The 18478-nt window shown below is 69.1% G+C and carries 15 protein-coding genes and 1 pseudogene; 11 read left to right on the plus strand and 5 right to left on the minus strand.

Annotated features, from left to right (window positions below; translation table 11 throughout):
• Window positions 1-8 precede the first annotated feature (8 nt).
• Window positions 9-884: a patatin-like phospholipase family protein gene (locus OV287_RS14215; RefSeq protein WP_267534559.1), complete on the minus strand. Its 876-nt coding sequence runs from the start codon at window positions 882-884 to the stop codon at window positions 9-11.
• A 105-nt stretch (window positions 885-989) separates the two neighbouring features.
• On the opposite strand from OV287_RS14215, the gene OV287_RS14220 reads away from it, so the two are divergent.
• The 4 genes from OV287_RS14220 to OV287_RS14235 all read left to right on the plus strand — a co-directional run bounded on the left by OV287_RS14220 (window position 990) and on the right by OV287_RS14235 (window position 8100).
• Window positions 990-1886 carry an ArsR/SmtB family transcription factor gene (locus tag OV287_RS14220; RefSeq protein WP_267534560.1) on the plus strand — a complete coding sequence of 299 codons (897 nt, stop codon included), beginning with the start codon at window positions 990-992 and terminating at the stop codon, window positions 1884-1886.
• A complete protein-coding gene (gene metH / locus OV287_RS14225; protein WP_267534561.1) occupies window positions 1883-5398 on the plus strand; it encodes a methionine synthase in 3516 nt (1171 codons plus the stop codon). Before OV287_RS14220 ends, metH begins: the two co-directional genes overlap by 4 nt.
• A 125-nt stretch (window positions 5399-5523) precedes the next feature.
• On the plus strand, window positions 5524-6522 hold the full coding sequence (locus tag OV287_RS14230; RefSeq protein ID WP_267534562.1) for a terpene synthase family protein: 999 nt from the start codon (window positions 5524-5526) through the stop codon (window positions 6520-6522).
• 39 nt (window positions 6523-6561) lie between these two features.
• The gene (locus OV287_RS14235) at window positions 6562-8100 is read left to right on the plus strand and encodes a prenyltransferase/squalene oxidase repeat-containing protein (RefSeq protein WP_267534563.1); all 1539 of its coding nucleotides are present in this window, start codon (window positions 6562-6564) and stop codon (window positions 8098-8100) included.
• Window positions 8101-8140: 40 nt separating this feature from the next.
• Here the strand turns inward: OV287_RS14235 and OV287_RS14240 are convergent, their stop codons facing one another.
• Window positions 8141-8992 carry a YwqG family protein gene (locus OV287_RS14240; protein ID WP_267534564.1) on the minus strand — a complete coding sequence of 284 codons (852 nt, stop codon included), beginning with the start codon at window positions 8990-8992 and terminating at the stop codon, window positions 8141-8143.
• A gap of 67 nt (window positions 8993-9059) precedes the next feature.
• Here OV287_RS14240 and OV287_RS14245 point away from each other — a divergent pair, with 67 nt between their 5' ends.
• The 5 genes from OV287_RS14245 to tnpC all read left to right on the plus strand — a co-directional run bounded on the left by OV287_RS14245 (window position 9060) and on the right by tnpC (window position 13719).
• Complete coding sequence (locus tag OV287_RS14245; protein WP_267534565.1) at window positions 9060-9971, plus strand: alpha/beta fold hydrolase; 912 nt, start codon at window positions 9060-9062, stop codon at window positions 9969-9971.
• Window positions 9972-9986: 15 nt separating this feature from the next.
• Window positions 9987-11078, plus strand: coding sequence for a uroporphyrinogen decarboxylase/cobalamine-independent methonine synthase family protein (locus OV287_RS14250; protein WP_267534566.1), 1092 nt, complete (start codon window positions 9987-9989; stop codon window positions 11076-11078).
• A 197-nt stretch (window positions 11079-11275) separates the two neighbouring features.
• Window positions 11276-11665: an IS66 family insertion sequence element accessory protein TnpA gene (gene tnpA, locus OV287_RS14255; protein ID WP_267533913.1), complete on the plus strand. Its 390-nt coding sequence runs from the start codon at window positions 11276-11278 to the stop codon at window positions 11663-11665.
• A 26-nt stretch (window positions 11666-11691) separates the two neighbouring features.
• Complete coding sequence (gene tnpB / locus OV287_RS14260) at window positions 11692-12003, plus strand: IS66 family insertion sequence element accessory protein TnpB (protein WP_267533914.1); 312 nt, start codon at window positions 11692-11694, stop codon at window positions 12001-12003.
• 48 nt (window positions 12004-12051) lie between these two features.
• The gene (tnpC, locus tag OV287_RS14265; protein ID WP_267533915.1) at window positions 12052-13719 is read left to right on the plus strand and encodes an IS66 family transposase; all 1668 of its coding nucleotides are present in this window, start codon (window positions 12052-12054) and stop codon (window positions 13717-13719) included.
• Between the two features lie 141 nt (window positions 13720-13860).
• On the opposite strand, the gene OV287_RS14270 is transcribed toward tnpC, so the two are convergent.
• The 3 genes from OV287_RS14270 to OV287_RS14280 all read right to left on the minus strand — a co-directional run bounded on the left by OV287_RS14270 (window position 13861) and on the right by OV287_RS14280 (window position 16148).
• Window positions 13861-14076 (minus strand): DUF2934 domain-containing protein, encoded by a 216-nt coding sequence (locus tag OV287_RS14270; RefSeq protein WP_267534567.1) that lies wholly within the window; start codon window positions 14074-14076, stop codon window positions 13861-13863.
• A gap of 135 nt (window positions 14077-14211) precedes the next feature.
• Entirely contained in the window at window positions 14212-15342 is a 1131-nt protein-coding gene (mutY, locus tag OV287_RS14275) for an A/G-specific adenine glycosylase (protein ID WP_267534568.1), read from the minus strand.
• A complete protein-coding gene (locus OV287_RS14280) occupies window positions 15339-16148 on the minus strand; it encodes an SDR family oxidoreductase (RefSeq protein WP_267534569.1) in 810 nt (269 codons plus the stop codon). The genes mutY and OV287_RS14280 overlap by 4 nt, the downstream gene beginning before the upstream one ends.
• Window positions 16149-16264: 116 nt before the next feature.
• Between OV287_RS14280 and OV287_RS14285 the strand changes: the two genes are divergently transcribed.
• Window positions 16265-17218 carry a PD-(D/E)XK nuclease family protein gene (locus tag OV287_RS14285; RefSeq protein WP_267534570.1) on the plus strand — a complete coding sequence of 318 codons (954 nt, stop codon included), beginning with the start codon at window positions 16265-16267 and terminating at the stop codon, window positions 17216-17218.
• 37 nt (window positions 17219-17255) lie between these two features.
• Window positions 17256-18463: pseudogene (locus tag OV287_RS56700) on the plus strand (AHH domain-containing protein).
• Window positions 18464-18478: the final 15 nt, after the last annotated feature.

Consider the following 18478-nt stretch of genomic DNA (forward strand, 5'->3'; position numbering starts at 1 on the left):
GTCTCCGCTCACGCCTGCTCGAAGGGCACGGGAGGCCGGGCGATGGCGCGCTCGGCGCTGAGCTTCGCCTGGTGCAGGGCATCGAAGCCGCGCTCCATCTGCGACGGCGACACCGGCGGCAGGTTGGACACCACCACGTAGACGGGGACGTTGCGCTCCTTCAGCAGCGAGAGCTGCAGCCGGAAGTGGTCCTGTCTCAGCGCCGCCGAGCCCGCGGCAATGCCCTGTGCGTACGCCATGGGGCCTCCCAGCATCTTGCGCGTACGGCTCGGCAGGTAGTGCACGAGGATGGCGTCCAGGTCCTTTCCGAAGGCACTGTCCCGCATCGCCAGCGCGGGCGCCTTGTCCACCAGCCCTCCGTCCCAGTACAGGTCCCTCCCCAGTCGCACCGCGCGGAACAGGCCCGGGTAGGCGCACGTGGCGTGCACCCGCGGCGCCAGCTCGCCCGAGGTGAAGACCTCATGCGTCCCCTGCGTGAGGTTGGCGCTCACCAGCAGCAGCGGATGCGGTAGCTCCTCGAAGCCGTGCACCGGCAGCGTGTCCTCCAGCAGCTTGCGGAAGCGCTCGCCCTTGAGCAGGCCCGTGGCCCCGTGCCCCTCGCTCGGAAAGGCGTTGAGCACCGCTCCAATCGGGTCCGGGTCCCAGAACGCCTGCCGCGTCTGCTTGAGGACCAGCTCCTCGATGGCGTGCACGCTCGCCCCCGCGGCGGCATACGCGGCCACCAGGCCCCCGGCGCTCGTCCCGGCATACGCGGAGGGCTTCAACCCCGTGGCCGCCAGCCCCTTCAGGAACCCGGCGTGTCCATAGAAGCCGAAGTACCCGGCGGAGAGGACGAGTCCGAAACGTTTGCCTTCGAGGAGCTGGTGCAGGGTGGGTGCGGGCATGGGGCCCGTCTCTAGACGACCGTTCCCCACATGGCAACGCGCCGCGTCGCCCCCACGGTCTTCTCTGGCTTTCCACGTCACATCGACGTATGTTGATTCGCCGATATGGAAGAGTTGTCCCAATCCTTCCGGGCCCTGGGTGACCCGACACGCCTGCGCATCCTGCGGCTGATGGCGCGGGCTCCGCTGAACGTGTCGGAGCTGGTGTCCCTGGTGGGGGTGGCGCAGTCCTCGGTCTCGCACCACCTGGGGAAGCTCAAGGGTCTGGGGCTCATCCGCGAAGAGCGGCAGGCGGGCTTCACCTACTACTCGCTGGCGCTGGGGCCAGAGGACGCGCGCTGGCCCCTCATCCGCCTGGCTCGCGAAGCGGCCGACGAGGAGGGAGACCTGGCCCGACTCGAGGATCTGCTGCGCCAGCGCGAGGACCGGCAGGCCCTCAACGAGCGGCTGTTGGAGCCGGGGCAGTCCTGGTTCCTCTGGGCGGGGGCTCTGGCCTCGCTGCTGCCGGCGCTGGACGTGGCGGACTTCGGGTGCGGGACGGGCGTGCTCTCGGTGGCCATTGCCCGGTGGGCCTCGCGGGTGTGGGCCATCGACCAGAGCGAGGTCGCGCTGACGCAGGCCCGAGAGCGAGCCGCTCGCGAGGGCCGCTCCAATATCCGCTTCCTGCGCGAGGATCTGCACCGGTTGTCGCTGCCCTCGGGCGAGCGCGACCTGGTGGTCATCTCCCAGAGCCTGCACCACGTGGAGTCCCCACCGGCGGTGCTGGCCGAGGCCGCGCGCATCCTCAAGCCCGGGGGCAAGCTGGTGCTGCTGGAGTTGATGCCCCACGACGAGCGGTGGGTGCTGGAGCGGCTGGGCCACCGGCACCTCGGCTTCGCGCCGGAGACGCTCGAGGCTTCCCTGCGCGAGGTGGGCTTCGGCGCCCTCACGCGCGATACGCATGCACGTGAGGGGGCGAGCCCCTTCCGCGTCTTTCTCATCACCGGAGTCAAACAGTCATGAGCAGCCACCTTCCCGCCCCCCTTCCTCCTCCTCCGGGGCAGCACGGCCGCCGCGTGGAGGCCCTGCGGGCCGCCCTGCGCGAGCGCGTGCTGGTGCTGGATGGCGCCATGGGCACGCTGTTGCAGGCCAGGAATCTCAAGGCCGCGGACTTCGGCGGGGCCGAGTACGAGGGCTGCAACGAGAACCTCGTCCTCACGCGGCCGGACGTCATCGAGGACATCCACGCGTCCTACTTCGCCTCGGGCGCGGACGTGACGGAGACGGACAGCTTCGGCGGCACGCCCGTGGTGCTGGGCGAGTTCGGCCTGTCGCACAAGGCGATGGAGATCAACATCGCCGCCTCGAAGCTGGCGCTCAATGCCGCCGAGGCCGCCGAGGCGAAGGATGGGCGGATGCGCTGGGTGGCGGGCTCCATTGGCCCCACCACCAAGGCCATCAGCGTGACGGGCGGCATCACCTTCGAGGAGCTGGTGGACAACTTCGCCGTACAGGCGGAGGGGCTCGCGCTGGGTGGCTCGGACTACCTGCTCATCGAGACGTGCCAGGACACGCGCAACGTGAAGGCGGCGCTGCTCGGGTGCGAGCGGGCCTTCCGCAAGCTGGGGTGGAAGCTGCCGGTGGCGGTGTCCGGCACCATCGAGCCCATGGGCACCATGCTCGCGGGCCAGTCCGTGGAGGCGCTGGCCGCCTCGCTGGAGCACGTGGAGCTGCTCTACCTGGGCCTCAACTGCGCCACCGGCCCCGAGTTCATGACGGACCACATCCGCTCGCTGGCCGCCATGAGTCCCTTCGCCGTCTCGTGCGTGCCCAACGCGGGCCTGCCGGACGAGAACGGGCACTATCTGGAGTCGCCCGAGATGCTGGCGCGCTCGCTGCGCCGCTTCTGTGAGCAGGGCTGGCTCAACGTGGTGGGCGGCTGTTGTGGTACGCACACCGGCCACGTGAGCGCCATCGCCGAGGCGGTGAAGGGCCTCGTGCCGCGCCGCCAGCTCCCGCCGCCGCGCTCCACGCTCTCGGGCGTGGACTTCCTGGAGGTGCGTGACGAGGAGCGCCCCGTCATCGTCGGTGAGCGCACCAACGTCATCGGCAGCAAGAAGTTCAAGGAGCTCATCATCGCGGGGCAGCTCGAGGACGCCTCCGAGATTGCCCGCGCCCAGGTGAAGCGTGGCGCGCAGGTCATCGACATCTGCCTGGCCAACCCGGACCGGGACGAGCTCGAGGACATGCGCCGCTTCCTGGAGGTGGTCGTCAAGAAGGTGCGCGTGCCTCTGATGATCGACTCCACGGACGAGAACGTGCTCGCCATGGCGCTCACGTACTCGCAGGGCAAGGCCATCATCAACTCGGTGAACCTGGAGGACGGCGAGGAGCGCTTCGAGAAGGTGGTACCGCTGGCGCGCGAGTTCGGCGCGGCGCTGGTGGTGGGCTGCATCGACGAGAAGGGCATGGCCGTCTCCCGCCAGCGAAAGCTGGAGGTGGCCGAGCGCTCCTTGGAGCTGCTCACCGGCAAGTACGGCATGAAGGCGGAGGACCTGTACTTCGATCCGCTCGTCTTCCCGTGTGCCTCGGGCGACGCGCAATACACCGGCAGCGCGGTGGAGACCATCGAGGGCGTGCGCCTCATCAAGCAGCGCTTCCCTCAGTGCAAGACGGTGCTGGGCATCTCCAACGTGTCCTTCGGCCTGCCCACCGCGGGCCGCGAGGTGCTCAACTCGGTCTTCCTCTACCACTGCGTCCAGGCCGGCCTGGACATGGCGCTCGTCAACTCGGAGAAGTTGGAGCGCTACCCGTCGCTGCCTCCCGAGGAGCGTCAGCTGTCCGAGGATCTGCTCTACAACCGGGTCGCGGACCCCATCACGCCCTTCGCCGCGCACTTCCGCGAGCGCAAGCCGAAGAAGGCGGACGTGAGCACGCTGCCGCTGGAGGAGCGGCTGCAGCGCTACATCATCGAGGGCAGCCGCGACGGCCTCCATGCGGACCTGGACCTGGCGATGGAGAAGTACGCGCCGCTGGAGATCATCAACGGCCCGCTGATGAAGGGCATGGACGAGGTGGGCCGGCTCTTCGGGGCCAACGAGCTCATCGTCGCCGAGGTGCTCCAGAGCGCCGAGTCGATGAAGGCCGCGGTGAGCTATCTGGAGCCGAGGATGAGCAAGGCCCAGGCCGCCTCGCGCGGGAAGATCGTGCTCGCCACGGTGAAGGGCGACGTGCACGACATCGGGAAGAACCTGGTGGAGATCATCCTCGCCAACAACGGCTTCCAGGTGGTGAACCTGGGCATCAAGGTGCCGCCCGAGCAGCTCGTGCAGGCGGTGCGCGAGCACTCCCCGGACATCCTCGGGCTGAGCGGCCTCTTGGTGAAGAGCGCGCACCAGATGGTGTCCACGGCGGAGGACCTCAAGCGCCAAGGCGTGGACGTGCCCATCTTGGTGGGTGGCGCCGCGCTGAGCCGCAACTTCGTGGACCGCAACATCGCGCCGGCCTACGGGGGCGGCACGGTGGCGTACGCGCAGGACGCCATGAGCGGCCTGGAGCTGGCCAAGCAGATCGTCGACCCGAAGGCGCACGAGAAGCTCAAGGGGGAGCTGGCCGAGCGCCGCACGAAGCTGTCGCAGCAGGACAAGGACCGGCCCAAGGTCTCCGCTCCAGTGGTGGCGGTGCGCAGCAAGGAGGTCCCCATCCTGGAGCAGGTGCCGCCCGCGCCGGATTACGCGCGGCACGTGCTGACGAACACGCCGCTGGACACCATCTGGCGCTTCATCAACCCGGTGATGCTCTACGGGCGCCACCTGGGTCTGCGCACGGCCTCGCGCGCGCTGGGGACTCCCGCCGAAGCCGAGCTGGCGAAGACGGAGGAGGGCCGCAAGGCGCTCGCGCTCAAGGAGCAGGTGGAGGCCATCAAGGGTCCGCTGCGCGGCGGCCGCATGCAGGCCAAGGCCGTGTTCCGCTTCTTCAAGGCGGGCAGTGACGGCAACCGCATCCACCTCTTCGACGGGGAGACGGGCCAGCCGGGCGTGGTGTTCGAGCTGCCTCGCCAGGAGAAGACGGGCGGGTTGTGCCTGGCCGACTTCGTCACGCCGCTGCAGAACGGCGAGCCGCGCGACAGCCTGGCCATGTTCGTGGTGACGGCCGGCCAGGGCATTCGCGAGCTGAGCGAGGAGTACAAGGCGAAGGGCGAGTTCCTGAAGATGCACGCCGTGCAGGCGCTCGCGCTGGAGACGGCCGAGGCCTACGCCGAGCTGCTCCACACCCAGCTGCGCAGCATGTGGGGCTTCCCGGACAAGCCGGACATGACGATGCTCGAGCGGTTCCGCGCCGAGTACCAGGGCAAGCGTTACTCCTTCGGTTACCCGGCGTGTCCCCGCCTGGAGGACCAGACGCTGCTCTTCCAGGCCCTGCGGCCCGAGGAGATCGGCGTTCAGCTCACCGACGGCTGCATGATGGAGCCGGAGGCCAGCGTCTCCGCGCTCGTCTTCCACCACCCCCAGGCTCACTATTTCTCCGTGACGTGAGTGGTTGACGTCGGAGTAGGGAACAGGGAGATGTGAGGCTACCTGGGGCGGTTTTGTCCCAGAGTGGTAGATTTCCAAGCTCACTGCTGGCGCGGTGGGGCCTACTGCCTCATCCCTGGGGGCCCATGAGCACGCATCGTCCGGAAGGCCGTCATTTCGGAGTCGTTCGAGAGCTGAAGAACCAGTACGCGGAGGCTCAGTCTCCGGACATTCCGAAGGAGCACCTCGAGCGCATCCAGGCACGGGTGAAGGAGCTGTTGCCCGCACTGATGGCCTGGCGGGAGCGCTTTCCGGCCATCCTCGCCTCGCGGCTCAAGCCCGCCACGTTGGGGAGTGTTGCTGGCCACCCGGACGTGACGTTCGAGCAGCACCTGCTCATCGCCAAGACGGGGCTGCTGGTGTTCGCGGTGGACGACATCGCCGATGGGGAGATCGGCTCGCTGGAGGATGCGCAGCTGCAAGCCGCGCTCGAGCGCTATGTGGAGACCGCTCGGGCTCCGGACTCCCAGGACTGGACGGGGACGGACGAGGCCAGCGTCGTGGGGGCCGCGGTGCAGGACGTGGCGAGGCAGCTTCACGCGGCTGCCGGGGCGCGGCGCTACCTGGCGCTCTGGCAGGAGCACTTCCGTCGCATGTGCTCCGGCCACCTGACGGAGCTGCGAGACAAGCGCCGCTACCAGCAGGACGGTGCGTTGCCCTCGCTGGAGCACTACCTGGACGTGTCGCGGTGGACTTGCGGCGCGCCCATGTACCACAGCGCGGCGCTCGTGGTGCTCGGGCCGGAGCTGTCGGCGGATCCACTCGAAGAGCCTCGCATCGAGCGCGCCCTGTCGGACATGGCGCTGTTGAGCCGGTGGATGAATGACGTGCGCAGCCTGGAGCGCGAGCGCGCCGAGGGGAAGTTCAACAGCCTGACCCTGCTGTGCGCTGCGGGCATGCCCGAGGCGCAAGCCGAGCGAGAGGCCGTGGAGCGCTCTGGCAAGCACCTCGAGTCGCTCGTGGATGTGGCAGGGAAGCTCCCCGAGTCCCTGCTGCCCTGGGGCAAGACGCTCGTGGCGACGGGCCACTTCAGCCGGATGTTCTACATGCAGCGCGAGTTCCACCATCCCGAGTCCAGCGGGTAGGAGCGATTCGCTCGCGCGGATGTGCCCCGAAGAGGTCTGATGAATCGCATTCAGGAAGTCTTGCTGGCGGAGCTGCATTCGCTGATCTCCACCCTGGGATCGAAGGGCGGGCTGATGAGCCCGTCCGTCTATGACACGGCGCAGATCCTCATGACCCTGCCTCCGGCGGAGGGAGGGTGGCCTGCCGTGGAGTGGTTGCTGTCGCAGCAGCATCCCGATGGAGGCTGGGGAGACCCGGTCATGCCGCTGCACCGGGACATTCCCACCCTGGCGGCGGTGCTCGCGCTGCGCGGGTACGGCCGGCGCCAGGGGACCCGAGCCGCTATCCAGGAGGGCATTGCCTTCCTGCGCAAGCAGGCGGCGCTGTGGGCCACCACGGCCCATGTGGACCTGCCCGTGGGCGGGGAGATCGTCCTGCCGGGGCTGCTGAATCAGCTCGACGCGGCCGGGGAGATGCACATTCCCCGCAGGCCCTACGGCAAGCTGCTCGAGTTCGGCGAGCGCAAGCGTCAGTCGGTCGCGAAGCTGCCGCTGCTGCCGGGCATGCCCTGGAATCACGTCTGGGAGATCACCGGCACGGAGCCGTATCCGCAGCTCATCGACGGCTCGGGAGGCCTCAGCCACAGCCCGGCGGCAACGGCGGCGTGGGTGAAGGCGGCCTCGGGCCGGCCGGAGTTGGAGGAGACCGCGCAGCGCGCGCGCAGGTACCTGGCCAACGCCGAGCGTGCGTGCGAGATGGGCATTCCGGGTGTCAGCTCGACCATCTATCCGTTCGAGCGCTACGAGCAGCTCTTCGCACTCTACGCCTTGCAGATCGCCGGCGTGCTCAAGGACTCCCGCCTCGAGGGCGTGGTGGTGCCGATCGTCAAGGAGCTGGTCGCGGCCCTGGGCTCCAAGGGCATCGCCATGAGCGACCACTTCCTGCAAGACGGTGATGACACGGCAGCAGCCGTGATGTTGCTGCACGAGTTCGGCTACCCGGTCGACCTGTCCGTCCTCTACCGCTTCCAGAATGACGACCACTTCGTCGCCTACGCGGGCGAGCTGCACCCCTCTCCCACGGTGACGGCCCGCTGCATCCACGCCCTGATGGTGATGGGCCGGGACGTGGCTCCCTTCCAGCGTTTCCTGCTCGACCGCCGGGACGCGGATGGGCGCTGGACGGTGGACAAGTGGAACCGTTCCTGGCTGTACACGACGAGCCACGCCGCCATCGCCCTCATCGGCTCTCCGCACGTGGAGGAGCTGCGCGAAGCCGTCGAGGCCGTGCTCGTGTGCCAGAACCGCGACGGCGGCTGGAGCACCAATGGCCCCACCAACCTGACGGAGACGGCCTACGCGGTGCTGATGCTCGCCTACCTGGAGCGCCACGGCTTCACCCATCAGGGCATCAGCTTGTCGCTGGACCGCGCCTTCGCCTGGATGCTGCAGAACTACCGGCCCTTTGCCCGGCCCGACACCAAGGTGAAGTGTTGGATCGCCAAGGAGCTCTATCGGGTGGACCGCATCGACTCCATCTTCGAGCTGAGCGCCATGTTGATGCTCGACCAGCGCAAGTCGAAGGAGCGCGGCGTCTGAGGCCAACGGGGCAGGCAGCAGTGGGTAGGCCCCTCGGCCCCTACCTGCACTGCAGGCCGAGCCAGGCCCGGTCGAACCGGCAGGCGCGCAAGTCCTGCTCGCGGATGAGCAGGTAGAGGTTGCCCCCATCTCCCCAGGTGAAGCCTGTCTGGTCGTCCGAGCCGATCTGCCAGAGCAGGCGCCAGGTGGAGGCACCGGGCTCGAGCCGCCGCGCCTCGGGGGAGTCGAAGCCGCGCGAGCCGCCGGCGTACAGCCCATGGGTGACGAGCTGTGCCTCCAGGCGCGCGTCATTCTGTATCCACCAGGGATGGCCCTCGACCTGGTGCGCGTGCTCGCCGCCGGTGAGCCGCTCGCGCAGCACGAGGTAGTCGTCCGCCTGCTCCTGGCCCCACGCGTCCGCGGGCAGGGGCGCACGGCGGTCCCAGGGGTCTGGCAGGGAGACGCCGAGTCGCGGCTCCAACCGCAGGGGCAGGTCGAAGGCCAGCCCCGCCTCCTCCAGCTCTTTCGGGGGCGCGAGCGGCACGGCCTCGGAGCGGCGCGGCGTCCAGAGGAGCTTCCAGTATTCGCTGTCCTTGGGGTTGTAGCCCCAGCGCTGCTCCTGCGCGTCGTAGAAGAGGGCGAGGACTCCATCGCGGGGCAGGTGGGGGAGGGCCTCGCCCCGGCACTCGGCGAGCTCCGCGAAATCGAGCTGGCCCACGAAGACGAGTGGCCCCTGTGGCGAGCGGGGCCACAGCGTGCCCGGTGGGGCGAGCGGATGTCCTCCATAGCGGCACCCGGGCAGGTTTGGATCCTCCGCGTCCCGGGCGGAGAAGAGGAGGCAGGGAGCGGCAACGGACTCGATGCGCTCGTGCCAGGCCTGGAGCGAGGAGGGAAGGGGAGGGAGCTCGAGCATGGGGAGGGCAGGCTACCCGACTCCGGGCAGTCTCTGGCCCTTCCGTGGTAGGGAAGGGGACATGATCATGCGCACGCTCGATCTCGATGGACCCGTTCACTACAAGGACTTCGGTGGCTCCGGGCCGACCATGGTGCTCGTGCATGGGCTGGGAGGCTCGCACCACAACTGGATGATGGTGGGGGAGAAGCTGGCCCGGCGTGCGCGGGTGCTGGCCCTGGACCTGGTGGGCTTCGGCCTGACGCCGCCGGAGGGGCGCTCGGCGAGCATTCACGCCAACCAGGCGCTGCTGGATCGCTTCATCCAGGCGGTGTCCCCTCACGAGCCCGTCCTCCTGATGGGCAACTCCATGGGCGGCGCCATCTCGGTGCTGCAAGCAGCGCGTCAGCCCCAGCGGGTGTCCGGGCTGGTGCTGGTGAACCCCGCACAGCCTCGGGCCGATGACACCGGGATGGAGGCGGGCGTGTTTCTCCAGTTCGCCGCCTACTCGATTCCGGGCCTGGGCGAGTTCTTCGTGAAGCGGCGCGCGGCCCGATTTGGGCCGGAGAAGCTGACGCTGGGCATGCTCAAGCTGTGCTGCCGGGACCTGTCGCGGTTCCCGGAGGGGGTAGTTCAGGCGCACGTGGACTTCGCCCGCGAGCGGCACGAGCGGATGCCCTGGAGCAACGAGACCTTCGTCGAGGCGGCGCGCTCGTTGGTGATGCAGCTGCTGCGCAAGAAACAGTTCCGCGAGATGGAGAAGCGCATCCGGGTGCCCACGCTGCTGGTGCAGGGCTCCGAGGATCGGCTGGTGCCGGTGGCCAACTCGCGGGAGCTGGCGCGGGTGCGGCCGGACTGGACATATGTGGAGTACCCCGGAGTGGGCCACACGCCGATGATGGAGATTCCGGAGGAATTCATCTCCACGGTGGAGACGTGGCTGGACGGTCCGGGCCGGGCGGCACTGGGTGCGGAAGAGCGGGTAGCGCGGGCTTCCTGAGATAGACTCGGGAGCATGAGCGCGCCGAACATCCGCCGGGCCATCCAATTGCTGCCCACTGGTGCCACCACCGGCATCGGAAGTCTTCCGCACACCCAACTCGAGATGGGCCTGCAGGCCGCGCTCGCGCTGGACATTCCCTTCCTGCCGCAGCTGCCGGTGGGACGGTCCTCGGAGTTCATGATTCCGCAGGCGCTCGAGGGGTTGCCGGGCCTGAGGTGGGACGACGAGGGCATGTGCACGGTGGACCTGGGGGCGTGGGAGGCGGGGCGCGCGGACTTCCTGGCGCGGCTGGAGGCGGCGCTGTCCTCGGGAGCGCTGGAGTCCTTCGAGCCCTCGCTGGACAACTGCCGGGCCTGGAGGCCGTTCCTCTGGGAGGTGGAGAACCGGAAGCTGGCCTTCGCCAAGGCGCAGCTGGCGGGCCCCTTCACGGTGCGCTCGGTGGCGCGCACGAGCGAGGGGCTCGCGACGTTGGAAGTGCCGGGGCTGGATGAGGCCATCTTCCGGCTGGTGCTGGCGCGCTCGCTGGCGATGGTGAAGGCGCTGCGCCGGGCGGGGACGACGCCGCTCTTCTTCCTGGATGAGCCGGGCTTGTACGCCTTCGATCGCTCCAACCCGAGGCACCTGCTGGCGATGCAGGAGTTGAGGCTGCTGGTGGTGGCGCTGCAGCGAGAGGGCGCGCTGGTGGGGGTGCACTGCTGCGGCAACACGGATTGGGCGAGCCTGCTGGACGCGGGGCTGGACGTGCTGTCGTTGGACGTGAGGCTGTCGCTGGACGCGGTGCTGGAGGAGTCGGGAGCGTTCTTGCGCTTCCTGGACTCGGGGGCGACGCTGAGCCTGGGCATCATCCCCACGGACCTGGCTTCCACATATGAGGTGGGGGAGCTGGTGGACGCGGTGGAGGTGTCGCTGAAGGCGGCGCTGCCGCCGGGACACACATTCGAGCGGGTGGGCTCGCAGGTATTGCTGACGCCGGCGTGTGGCCTGGCGATGCGCACGGTGGTGGACGCCGAGCGGATCCTCGAGCAGCTCAAGAGCGCGCAGCGGCGGCTCCGGGAGGCGCTGGTGGCCGAGAAGTCCTCCCCGAGGCCCCCATACGCCAGCTAACCCATCCCCGTCTGAAACCCCACCACTGAAACCCCACCACTGAAACCCCACCACTGAACCCCCCCTCGCCCTCCGGGAGAGGGAAAGGGTGAGGGTGCCAGTCACCTGGGTTGAGCCCGTGTAAGGCCCCTCTCCGTAAGCCTCCGATCCAGCCCAGGTAGTGGAGGTGCTGGAGGGGTCGCAGAGTGCGCGGCGCGATGACGACGAACACAGCGACGACAAAGACGGAGCCGGCGTGGTTGGAAGCAGCGCGGCAGCCGAGGTGGACCCCGGAGGTAGCAGCAGAGGTGGTGCGAGCGTGGGAGGCGGAAGGAGGTACGCAGTCGGCCTTCATGCGCAAGTACGGGTTACCGCGCGAGAGGCTGCGCTTCTGGACGCGCAGGCGAGAGGGAAAGGAGGGAGCGCGGACGGCCATGGCCTTCGTGCCCGTGGAGGTGGCGCCCGCCGAGCGGAGTGAGGTGGGGCGGGAGCAGGGGGAGGCGGTGCAGGTGGAGGTGGGCGGGGTGAGAGTGAGAGTGGATGCGAGAGCCAGCCAGGAGTTGGTGGCGCGGGTGCTGCGGGCGGTGAAGGAGGTGCAGGGGTGCTGAGGCTACCGGAGGGGGTGAGAATCTGGGTGGCGACGCAGCCGTGCGACATGCGCAAGCAGGCCGACGGGCTGAGCGCGCTGGTGCAGGGCAGTCTTGGGCAGCAGCCGAAGTCGGGCCACCTCTTCGTCTTCTTCTCGAGGAGAAGGGATTTCGTGCGCATTCTCTTCTGGGACGCCAACGGCTACTGCACCGTGAGCAAGAGACTGGAGGCGGGGCGCTTTCGGGTGCCGGCGCCCGTAGAGGGCCAGGCCGCGGTGCACCTGGAAGCGCGGCAGCTCGCGGAGTTGCTGTCGCTGGTGGAGGCCAGCAGCGCGGTACGGCGAGGCGAGGTGCATTGAGTCCGCGCTTGCGCGCCCGGCCCCACTTCGTGCATAGGCACGGTGCGCATGACTTTTCCCGTCACCATTGAAGAAGAGAGGGGCCAGCAGGAAGAAGCCCAGCCGACCGCCTTCGAGGCGGACGACATGGAGGCGGTGCGCGCCTACATGCTGCAACTGCTGATGGAGGGCCGCGGCGAGCAGGCCGTTGAGATGTTGTTGGGCCTGTTGGGTCGGCTGCGCGAGGAGCACAGCTCCACGACGGTGCGACTCCAGCAGGCGCTGCGGCAGCTGTACGGGCGGCGCAGTGAGAAGACTCCCGCCAGTCAGCTCCAACTCCTGCTGTCATTGTTCACCCAGCAGCAGTCCGCCGAGCCAGAGGCCGTGCCCGCCACCGTCGACGGTGCACAGGCAGCCGCCCCAGCGGCCCCGCCGGCCGACGCGCCGAAGAAGACGCCCAGACGCGCGCCCCTCCGCGGCGCCCAGGCCCTGCCCGCGCACCTGGAGAGGCGCGAGGTGCTGGTGCAACCCGCGGCCGAGGAGTGCGTCTGCCCGGGTTGCGGTGAGCAGAGGCAGCCCATGGGCGAGGAGGTAAGCCAGCGACTGGAATTGGAGCCGGCGCGCTTCTACGTGCGGGTGGAGAAGCGCCCGAAGCTCGGGTGCCAGCGCTGCAAGGAGGGGGTGGCCGCCGCGCCCGCCGGTGAGGCGCCATTGCCGGGAGCGCTGCCCGGCCCGGGGTTGCTGGCGCAGCTACTGGTGGGCAAGTACCGCGACGGGCTGCCCCTGCACCGCCAGCAGGCCATTTTCGACAAACGCCACGGGGTGAGGCTGCCCGCCTCCACTCTGGGCGACTGGGTGGCGGGGGCCAGTGACTTGCTGGCGCCCGTGGTGGCGCTGCTCAAGCAGCGCACGCTGGCGGACGCCTTGCTGCACACCGACGACACCGGGGTGCGCGTGCTGGACAGGGACGACGCCCGCGGCATCAAGCGCGGACACCTCTGGCCGTACGTGGGAGTGGGCGGCAACGTCTTCGTGGAGTACACCCCCGATTGGAGTGGCACGGGCCCCCAAGGGGTGCTGGCCGACTTCCGGGGCTACCTGGTGGTGGACGGCTACAAGGGCTACCAGTCCCTCTTCGGCCCCACCTCTCCACGCATTGAGGTGGGCTGTTGGATGCACGCCCGGCGTGGCTTCGAGCGCGCATACGTGGCCGGAGACGCTCGCGGCGGCACGGTGCTCACGCTCGTGCAGAAGCTGTACGCCGTGGAGCGGCAGGCCCAGGACGCGGGGCTCTCCGCCGAGGCACGCCTTTGCCTGCGCCTCGAGCACAGCCGCCCCGTCTACGAGGAACTCTTCGGCTTGCTGGAGGAGTGGGCCCCGCACGTGCCCGCCAAGACGCCGCTGGGCAAGGCCATTGCTTACGCGCGCAACCGCTACCTCCCCCTGGGCCGCTTCCTCGAGGACGGACGCCTTCCGGTGGACAACGGCGAGGTGGAGCGCCTCATCAAGCTCATTGTCCTCGGACGCAAGAACTGGCTCTTCCTGGGCAGCGATGCCGCTGGCCACCGGGCCGCCAGTGTCTACTCCCTCGTGCTCAGCTGCTACCGGCTGGGCATGGACCCGTGGGCCTACTTCCGCGACGTGCTGCCCAAGCTCGGCGACACCCGCTTCCCCGCCTCCCGCCTCGCGGAGCTCCTCCCCGAGTCGTGGGCCCAGCAGCAGGCTCAGCAGCGATAGGCTTGTCGACGCGCCATCCATCACGCGGCCACCGTGCCATGCTCCTCGGTGGCCGACACCATGGGCTGGACCGGAGGCTTACCCCTCTCCCTCTGGGAGAGGGCTGGGGTGAGGGTCTGCGCGGGTCTACGCTGTGACATCTCAGCGCCCGAGCTTCAGTTCGCGCTCGGCCTGGGCCCAGTCGTCCTGGTGACGGCCATGACCACCGCCGCGCGCGAGGAAGATTTCATAGGCGCGCTTGGCGATCTGCTCATGGGGGGGGCTGTTGCGGTGGGAGGCCGAGGCATTGCGTGCCGAGGTCTCCGGAATGTGCTGGGGCGGAGTGGGGTGGGACGTCTTGGCGTGCGTACGTGCCATGCGGGGGCTCTCCTCCAGGTGGAAAAACTGCGGCCCGCAGCATTGGCACGTGGCCAGAGGAGGGAAATTGGCCCCGAGTACCTCCGTTGTCGGAGCGACACGCCGGACGGAGCGCTGTCGTCTAGCGGACGGTCCTTACTCGCGAAGTGCACCTGCGTTGAGCGCGGCCTCGAGCGCCTTGTGCATGGCGGTGCTCATGCCGAGCGAGGAGGCCTCGTCGGGGGTGCACCAGCGCAGCTCGCGGAAGGAGGGGGCGTGGGTGGGGTGCTTGCGTCCCGTCACGCGCAGCAGCCGGAGCGAGAGGGCGCGGTGGGTGAGCTGCCGGCGCACGGTGCCGAGATGGCCCTGCACGGTGACGTCCGCGCCGAGCGCCTCGGCCAGTTTCGCGGCGGAGGCCGGGTCGGGGGTGTCGTCCTCCACCTCGGCGGCGGGCAGCTCCCAGAGTCCACCGAAGAGTCCCTTCTCGGCGCGCCGGGCGAGCAGCAGCCGGCCTTCGTGTGACCAGACGGCCACCGCGAGCGTCATCCGCTTGGGGGCCGCGCGCACCTTGGCAGGAGGCAGCTCCTCCACACGGCCATGGCGATACGCGAGACACTCCTCGCGCACGGGGCACAGGAGGCACAGCGGATTCTCCGGGCGGCACACCGTGGCGCCGTGCTCCATGAGGGCCTGGTTGAAGTCACCGGGCCGCTCGCCGTGGACGAGCCCGGTGGCGAGCTCCCACAGCCGGGCTTCTCGGGCGCGGTCTCCGGGGGCGCCCTCCACCTCGAAGAGACGGGAGAGGACACGAGCCACGTTGCCATCTACCAGCGGCGCGGGCTCGCCGAAGGCGATGGAGGCCACGGCACCAGCGGTGTAGCGGCCGAAGCCGGGGAGGGTGAGCAGCTCCGCGGCGGTAGACGGGAGCCTGCCGCCGAAGCGGGCCACCACCTCCTGTGCGGCGCGATGCAGGTTTCGCGCGCGCGAGTAGTAGCCGAGCCCCCGCCATCCGGCGAGCACGTCCTCTAGCGGCGCGGCGGCGAGTGCCTCCACCGTGGGGAATCGCTGGAGGAAGCGCTCCCAGTAAGGAATGACGGTGGACACCTGCGTCTGCTGCAGCATCACCTCGCTGAGCCAGATGGCGTAGGGGTCACGCGTGCGGCGCCAGGGCAGATCGCGCTTCTGCCGGTCGTACCCCTCGAGCAGCCGCGAGCGCAGCGACTCACGGCGTCCAGGTTCAATGAGAGGCGCGGGGGAGGACGCCTTGCGCTTGCGTGGAGGGCTCATGGAGTCTTGGCGGCATTGACGATGCGGCGGGCCACGCGGTCGAAGAGCGCGGGGACCCACCGGTTGGCGAGCACCATGACGCGGCCGGGCAGGGTGAGCACCGTCTCGCGGCGCTTGCGGCGGCTGGCGCGCACCATGGCGGTGGCCACGGCCCCGGAGCTCATCGCATTCAGGGGGATGGCGTCCTGCTTCCAGCCCTCGGCGGTGAGGCGGGCGTCGCGGAACTCGGTCTCGGTGAGGCCCGGGGAGACGAGCAGCACGGAGATGTCCTCGGCGGCGAGCTCGGCGCGCAGGGACTCGGTGAGGAGGTTCACCGCGGCCTTGGAGGCGCCATAGCCGCCGAGCAGCGGCAGGCCCCGGTGGCCGAGCACGGAGCTGACGTTGACCACCTGTGAGCCAGGAGCGCGCTTGCGCAGCAGGGGCAGGGCGGCGCGGGTGACGCGCACCAGGCCGAAGAAGTTGATCTCGAACACCTGGCGGAGCTGCGCCTCACTGAAGCCCTCGACGGGACCGTAGAGCCCGAGGCCCGCGTTGTTGACGAGGATGTCCAGCCCGCCGAACGCGGCCTCCGTCTCACGCATGAGACGGGTGACGTCCTCCTCCACGGTGATGTCGCAGCGGACGGGAAGCGCCCGCACGCCGAGTGCTTCCACTTCACGCGCGGCGTCCTGGAGTTGGGACTCGCGGCGAGCGGCGAGCACGATGTGGGCACCTTGGGCGGCGTAGGCGGTGGCGGCAGCTCGGCCGATGCCGCTGGAGGCGCCGGTGATGAGCACCACCTTTCCCTGGAAGTCTCTGTTGGCCATGACGGCGCGGCACCTTAGCGGCTCGCCGGAGGGGGAAAAGGACCTGCTGGGGTGTGCCTGCACGCCTGTCCCTCTTTCGAGTTCAGCGAGCCACCGTTTAGGATGCGCGGCCTCCCATGCGGCGCACCCCCTTCGCCAACGATTTCTCCTGGTCCAAGAGCCGGCACGAGAAGCTCTCGGATTGCCTGAGGGCCTACTACTTCTACTACTACCGCTCCTGGGGCGGCTGGGAGTCGGGGGCACCGAAGGAGGTGCGCGAGCTGTACGTGCTCAAGAAGCTGGGCAACCGCTACGCGTGGGCGGGCAGCGTGGTGCACGACGCCATCAAGGATGCGCTGCTGGACATCCGGGCGGGGCGCGCGGTGGAGCCGGAGAAGGTGCAGGCGCGGGCGCACAAGCTGATGCGGGACGACTTCCGCTACTCGAGCAGCAAGGGGTACTGGACGCAGAAGTACCGCAAGACGTTCTCCGGCCTGGTGGAGCACGAGTACGGCGAGCAGGTGACGGACGAGGCGTGGAAGCAGAACTGGGAGACGGTGCGCGCGGCGCTGGCGTGGTTCTTCAGCTCGCGCTGGCCGGCGCTGGCCCAGGGGCTGAAGCCCGCGCAGTGGCTGGAGGTGGACGCGGGGGCCGATTTCTCCACCTTCACGATGGATGGGGTGAAGGTGTTCGCCATCCCTGACTTTGCCTACGTGGACGCGGACGGCTCGCCGGTGGTGGTGGACTGGAAGACGGGCAAGGCGCGCGAGGGGTACGACGAGCAGGTGCTGGGGTACGCGCTCTACGTGTCGCAGCGCTACCGGCTGCCGATGGAGAAGGTGCGCGCGTCGCTGGTGTACCTGAACGACGGGGTGGAGCATCAGGTGCAGGTGGACGCCAACGCGGTGGAGGGCTTCAAGGCCCGCTTCGCGCAGAGCGTGGCACGGATGCGCGAGCTGCTGGCGGATCCAGCCACCAACACGCCCAAGGACGAGTCCACCTTCCCTCAGACGCAGGACCTGTCCGCGTGCACCCGCTGCGCCTTCCGCCGCCCCTGTGGGCGCGAAGCGGCGGCGGCGAAGGTGGCGTGAGCCTTCGCTAGCGTTCAATCGAACAACGAGGAGCTGTATGGCCTACGGGTGCACTGGCGCGTCCACTTGTCTCGTTGGCTCGCGCCCGGCAGTTGCGTGGCGGCGCACCTGGTTGGGCGGTTGGGCCCTCATCGTCCTCTTCCTCCATGCCGCGTGCGTGACTGGCTCCCCACCGGATGGCCGGCTGGTTGCCCCGCCGCCAGTTCCAAGGAAACTCGTCACTCTGACTCCGAGTTCCGACTTCGCGGCCGTTGAACTGCCGGAGGCGGAGTTCCGTGAGGCGTTCACCCGGTTCTTGCTTGAGGTGCCGCTGCCCGCCGCTACCCGCCCTTCGACGCCCCTGGGCGGCCGGCTCGTGCTGGCCTCATGGCGGGACGCGCGGGGAACGGACGTCGAGCGCGGTTATGCGCGCCTGTGCGAGCGGCACGGTACTCCAGGGGACTGTCACTCGCTCTTGGGGGACGGTCCACACGACACCACGCTGAGCGACCGGGACAAGTTCACCCTGGGCGTCATCCTGGCCATCGGTCCGGCGATGGAAGGCGCTTCGGGGGTCCTCAAGGAGTTCTCCGCGCATGCAATGACGGCCGTGTGTACCGGTCTCGCCCTGTACTTCGTCATGCTGCTCTTTTCCGGACCCCACCATCTCCAAGGGCATTGGCGCGGCGATGACGCTCTTCCTGTGGGCCTACCTGGGCACGGAGCTCTGGGGATTGATTTCCGCCACGGCCACTGAAGGGGGGCGGCCTGCCCCCGTTCCCGCAGGCAGTCCAGAATGCTGCAACAGCAGGCCTCATCCGGTTGCCCGCTGCTGCGGCCGAAGCGGAGGCGGTGTTCGTGGCCGAGGGCAGACTGACGTTCACGTTCCCCTCCGGCTCTGCGGCCATCCTCGCCTTGCAGAAGCAGGGAGGCGGCGAGGCGGGCGATAACCATCACATCGCCACTGTGGAGAACGAGAAGTCCACCCTTTGAGGTGGGCCCTGGACGCAGCGGTTCCGGCAGATCTTCGACCGGGCGGGCATGTCGCTGGAGGATCCGGCGAACAAGGTCCGGGTACCAGGTCACAAGGGGCCTCACCCCGAGGCGTACCATCAAGATGTGTTCAAGCGATTGGATCGAGCGAGATCCAATTGCCGGACCCTCCAGCAATGTGCGGATGCACTGGTGCGTGCACTCCAGGACCTGGCCGTGGAAATCCAGATGGAGGGCAGCAGGCTCAACAAGCTGGTCACCCGGACGGAATGACACGAGGAGCATCAC

The organism is Archangium lansingense (assembly GCF_026626635.1).
GTDB classification, from domain to species: domain Bacteria; phylum Myxococcota; class Myxococcia; order Myxococcales; family Myxococcaceae; genus Archangium; species Archangium lansingense.

Bases quoted from the DNA above. Each gene is read 5' to 3' on its own strand.
- OV287_RS14245 (WP_267534565.1), top strand. From the start codon at position 9,060: ATGCGCACGCTCGATCTCGATGGACCCGTTCACTACAAGGACTTCGGT.
- OV287_RS14235 (WP_267534563.1), top strand. From the start codon at position 6,562: ATGAATCGCATTCAGGAAGTCTTGCTGGCGGAGCTGCATTCGCTGATC.
- tnpA (WP_267533913.1), top strand. From the start codon at position 11,276: ATGACGACGAACACAGCGACGACAAAGACGGAGCCGGCGTGGTTGGAA.
- OV287_RS14285 (WP_267534570.1), top strand. From the start codon at position 16,265: ATGCGGCGCACCCCCTTCGCCAACGATTTCTCCTGGTCCAAGAGCCGG.
- OV287_RS14280 (WP_267534569.1), bottom strand. From the start codon at position 16,148: ATGGCCAACAGAGACTTCCAGGGAAAGGTGGTGCTCATCACCGGCGCC.
- OV287_RS14250 (WP_267534566.1), top strand. From the start codon at position 9,987: ATGAGCGCGCCGAACATCCGCCGGGCCATCCAATTGCTGCCCACTGGT.
- mutY (WP_267534568.1), bottom strand. From the start codon at position 15,342: ATGAGCCCTCCACGCAAGCGCAAGGCGTCCTCCCCCGCGCCTCTCATT.
- OV287_RS14240 (WP_267534564.1), bottom strand. From the start codon at position 8,992: ATGCTCGAGCTCCCTCCCCTTCCCTCCTCGCTCCAGGCCTGGCACGAG.
- metH (WP_267534561.1), top strand. From the start codon at position 1,883: ATGAGCAGCCACCTTCCCGCCCCCCTTCCTCCTCCTCCGGGGCAGCAC.
- OV287_RS14230 (WP_267534562.1), top strand. From the start codon at position 5,524: ATGAGCACGCATCGTCCGGAAGGCCGTCATTTCGGAGTCGTTCGAGAG.
- tnpC (WP_267533915.1), top strand. From the start codon at position 12,052: ATGACTTTTCCCGTCACCATTGAAGAAGAGAGGGGCCAGCAGGAAGAA.
- OV287_RS14270 (WP_267534567.1), bottom strand. From the start codon at position 14,076: ATGGCACGTACGCACGCCAAGACGTCCCACCCCACTCCGCCCCAGCAC.
- OV287_RS14220 (WP_267534560.1), top strand. From the start codon at position 990: ATGGAAGAGTTGTCCCAATCCTTCCGGGCCCTGGGTGACCCGACACGC.
- OV287_RS14215 (WP_267534559.1), bottom strand. From the start codon at position 884: ATGCCCGCACCCACCCTGCACCAGCTCCTCGAAGGCAAACGTTTCGGA.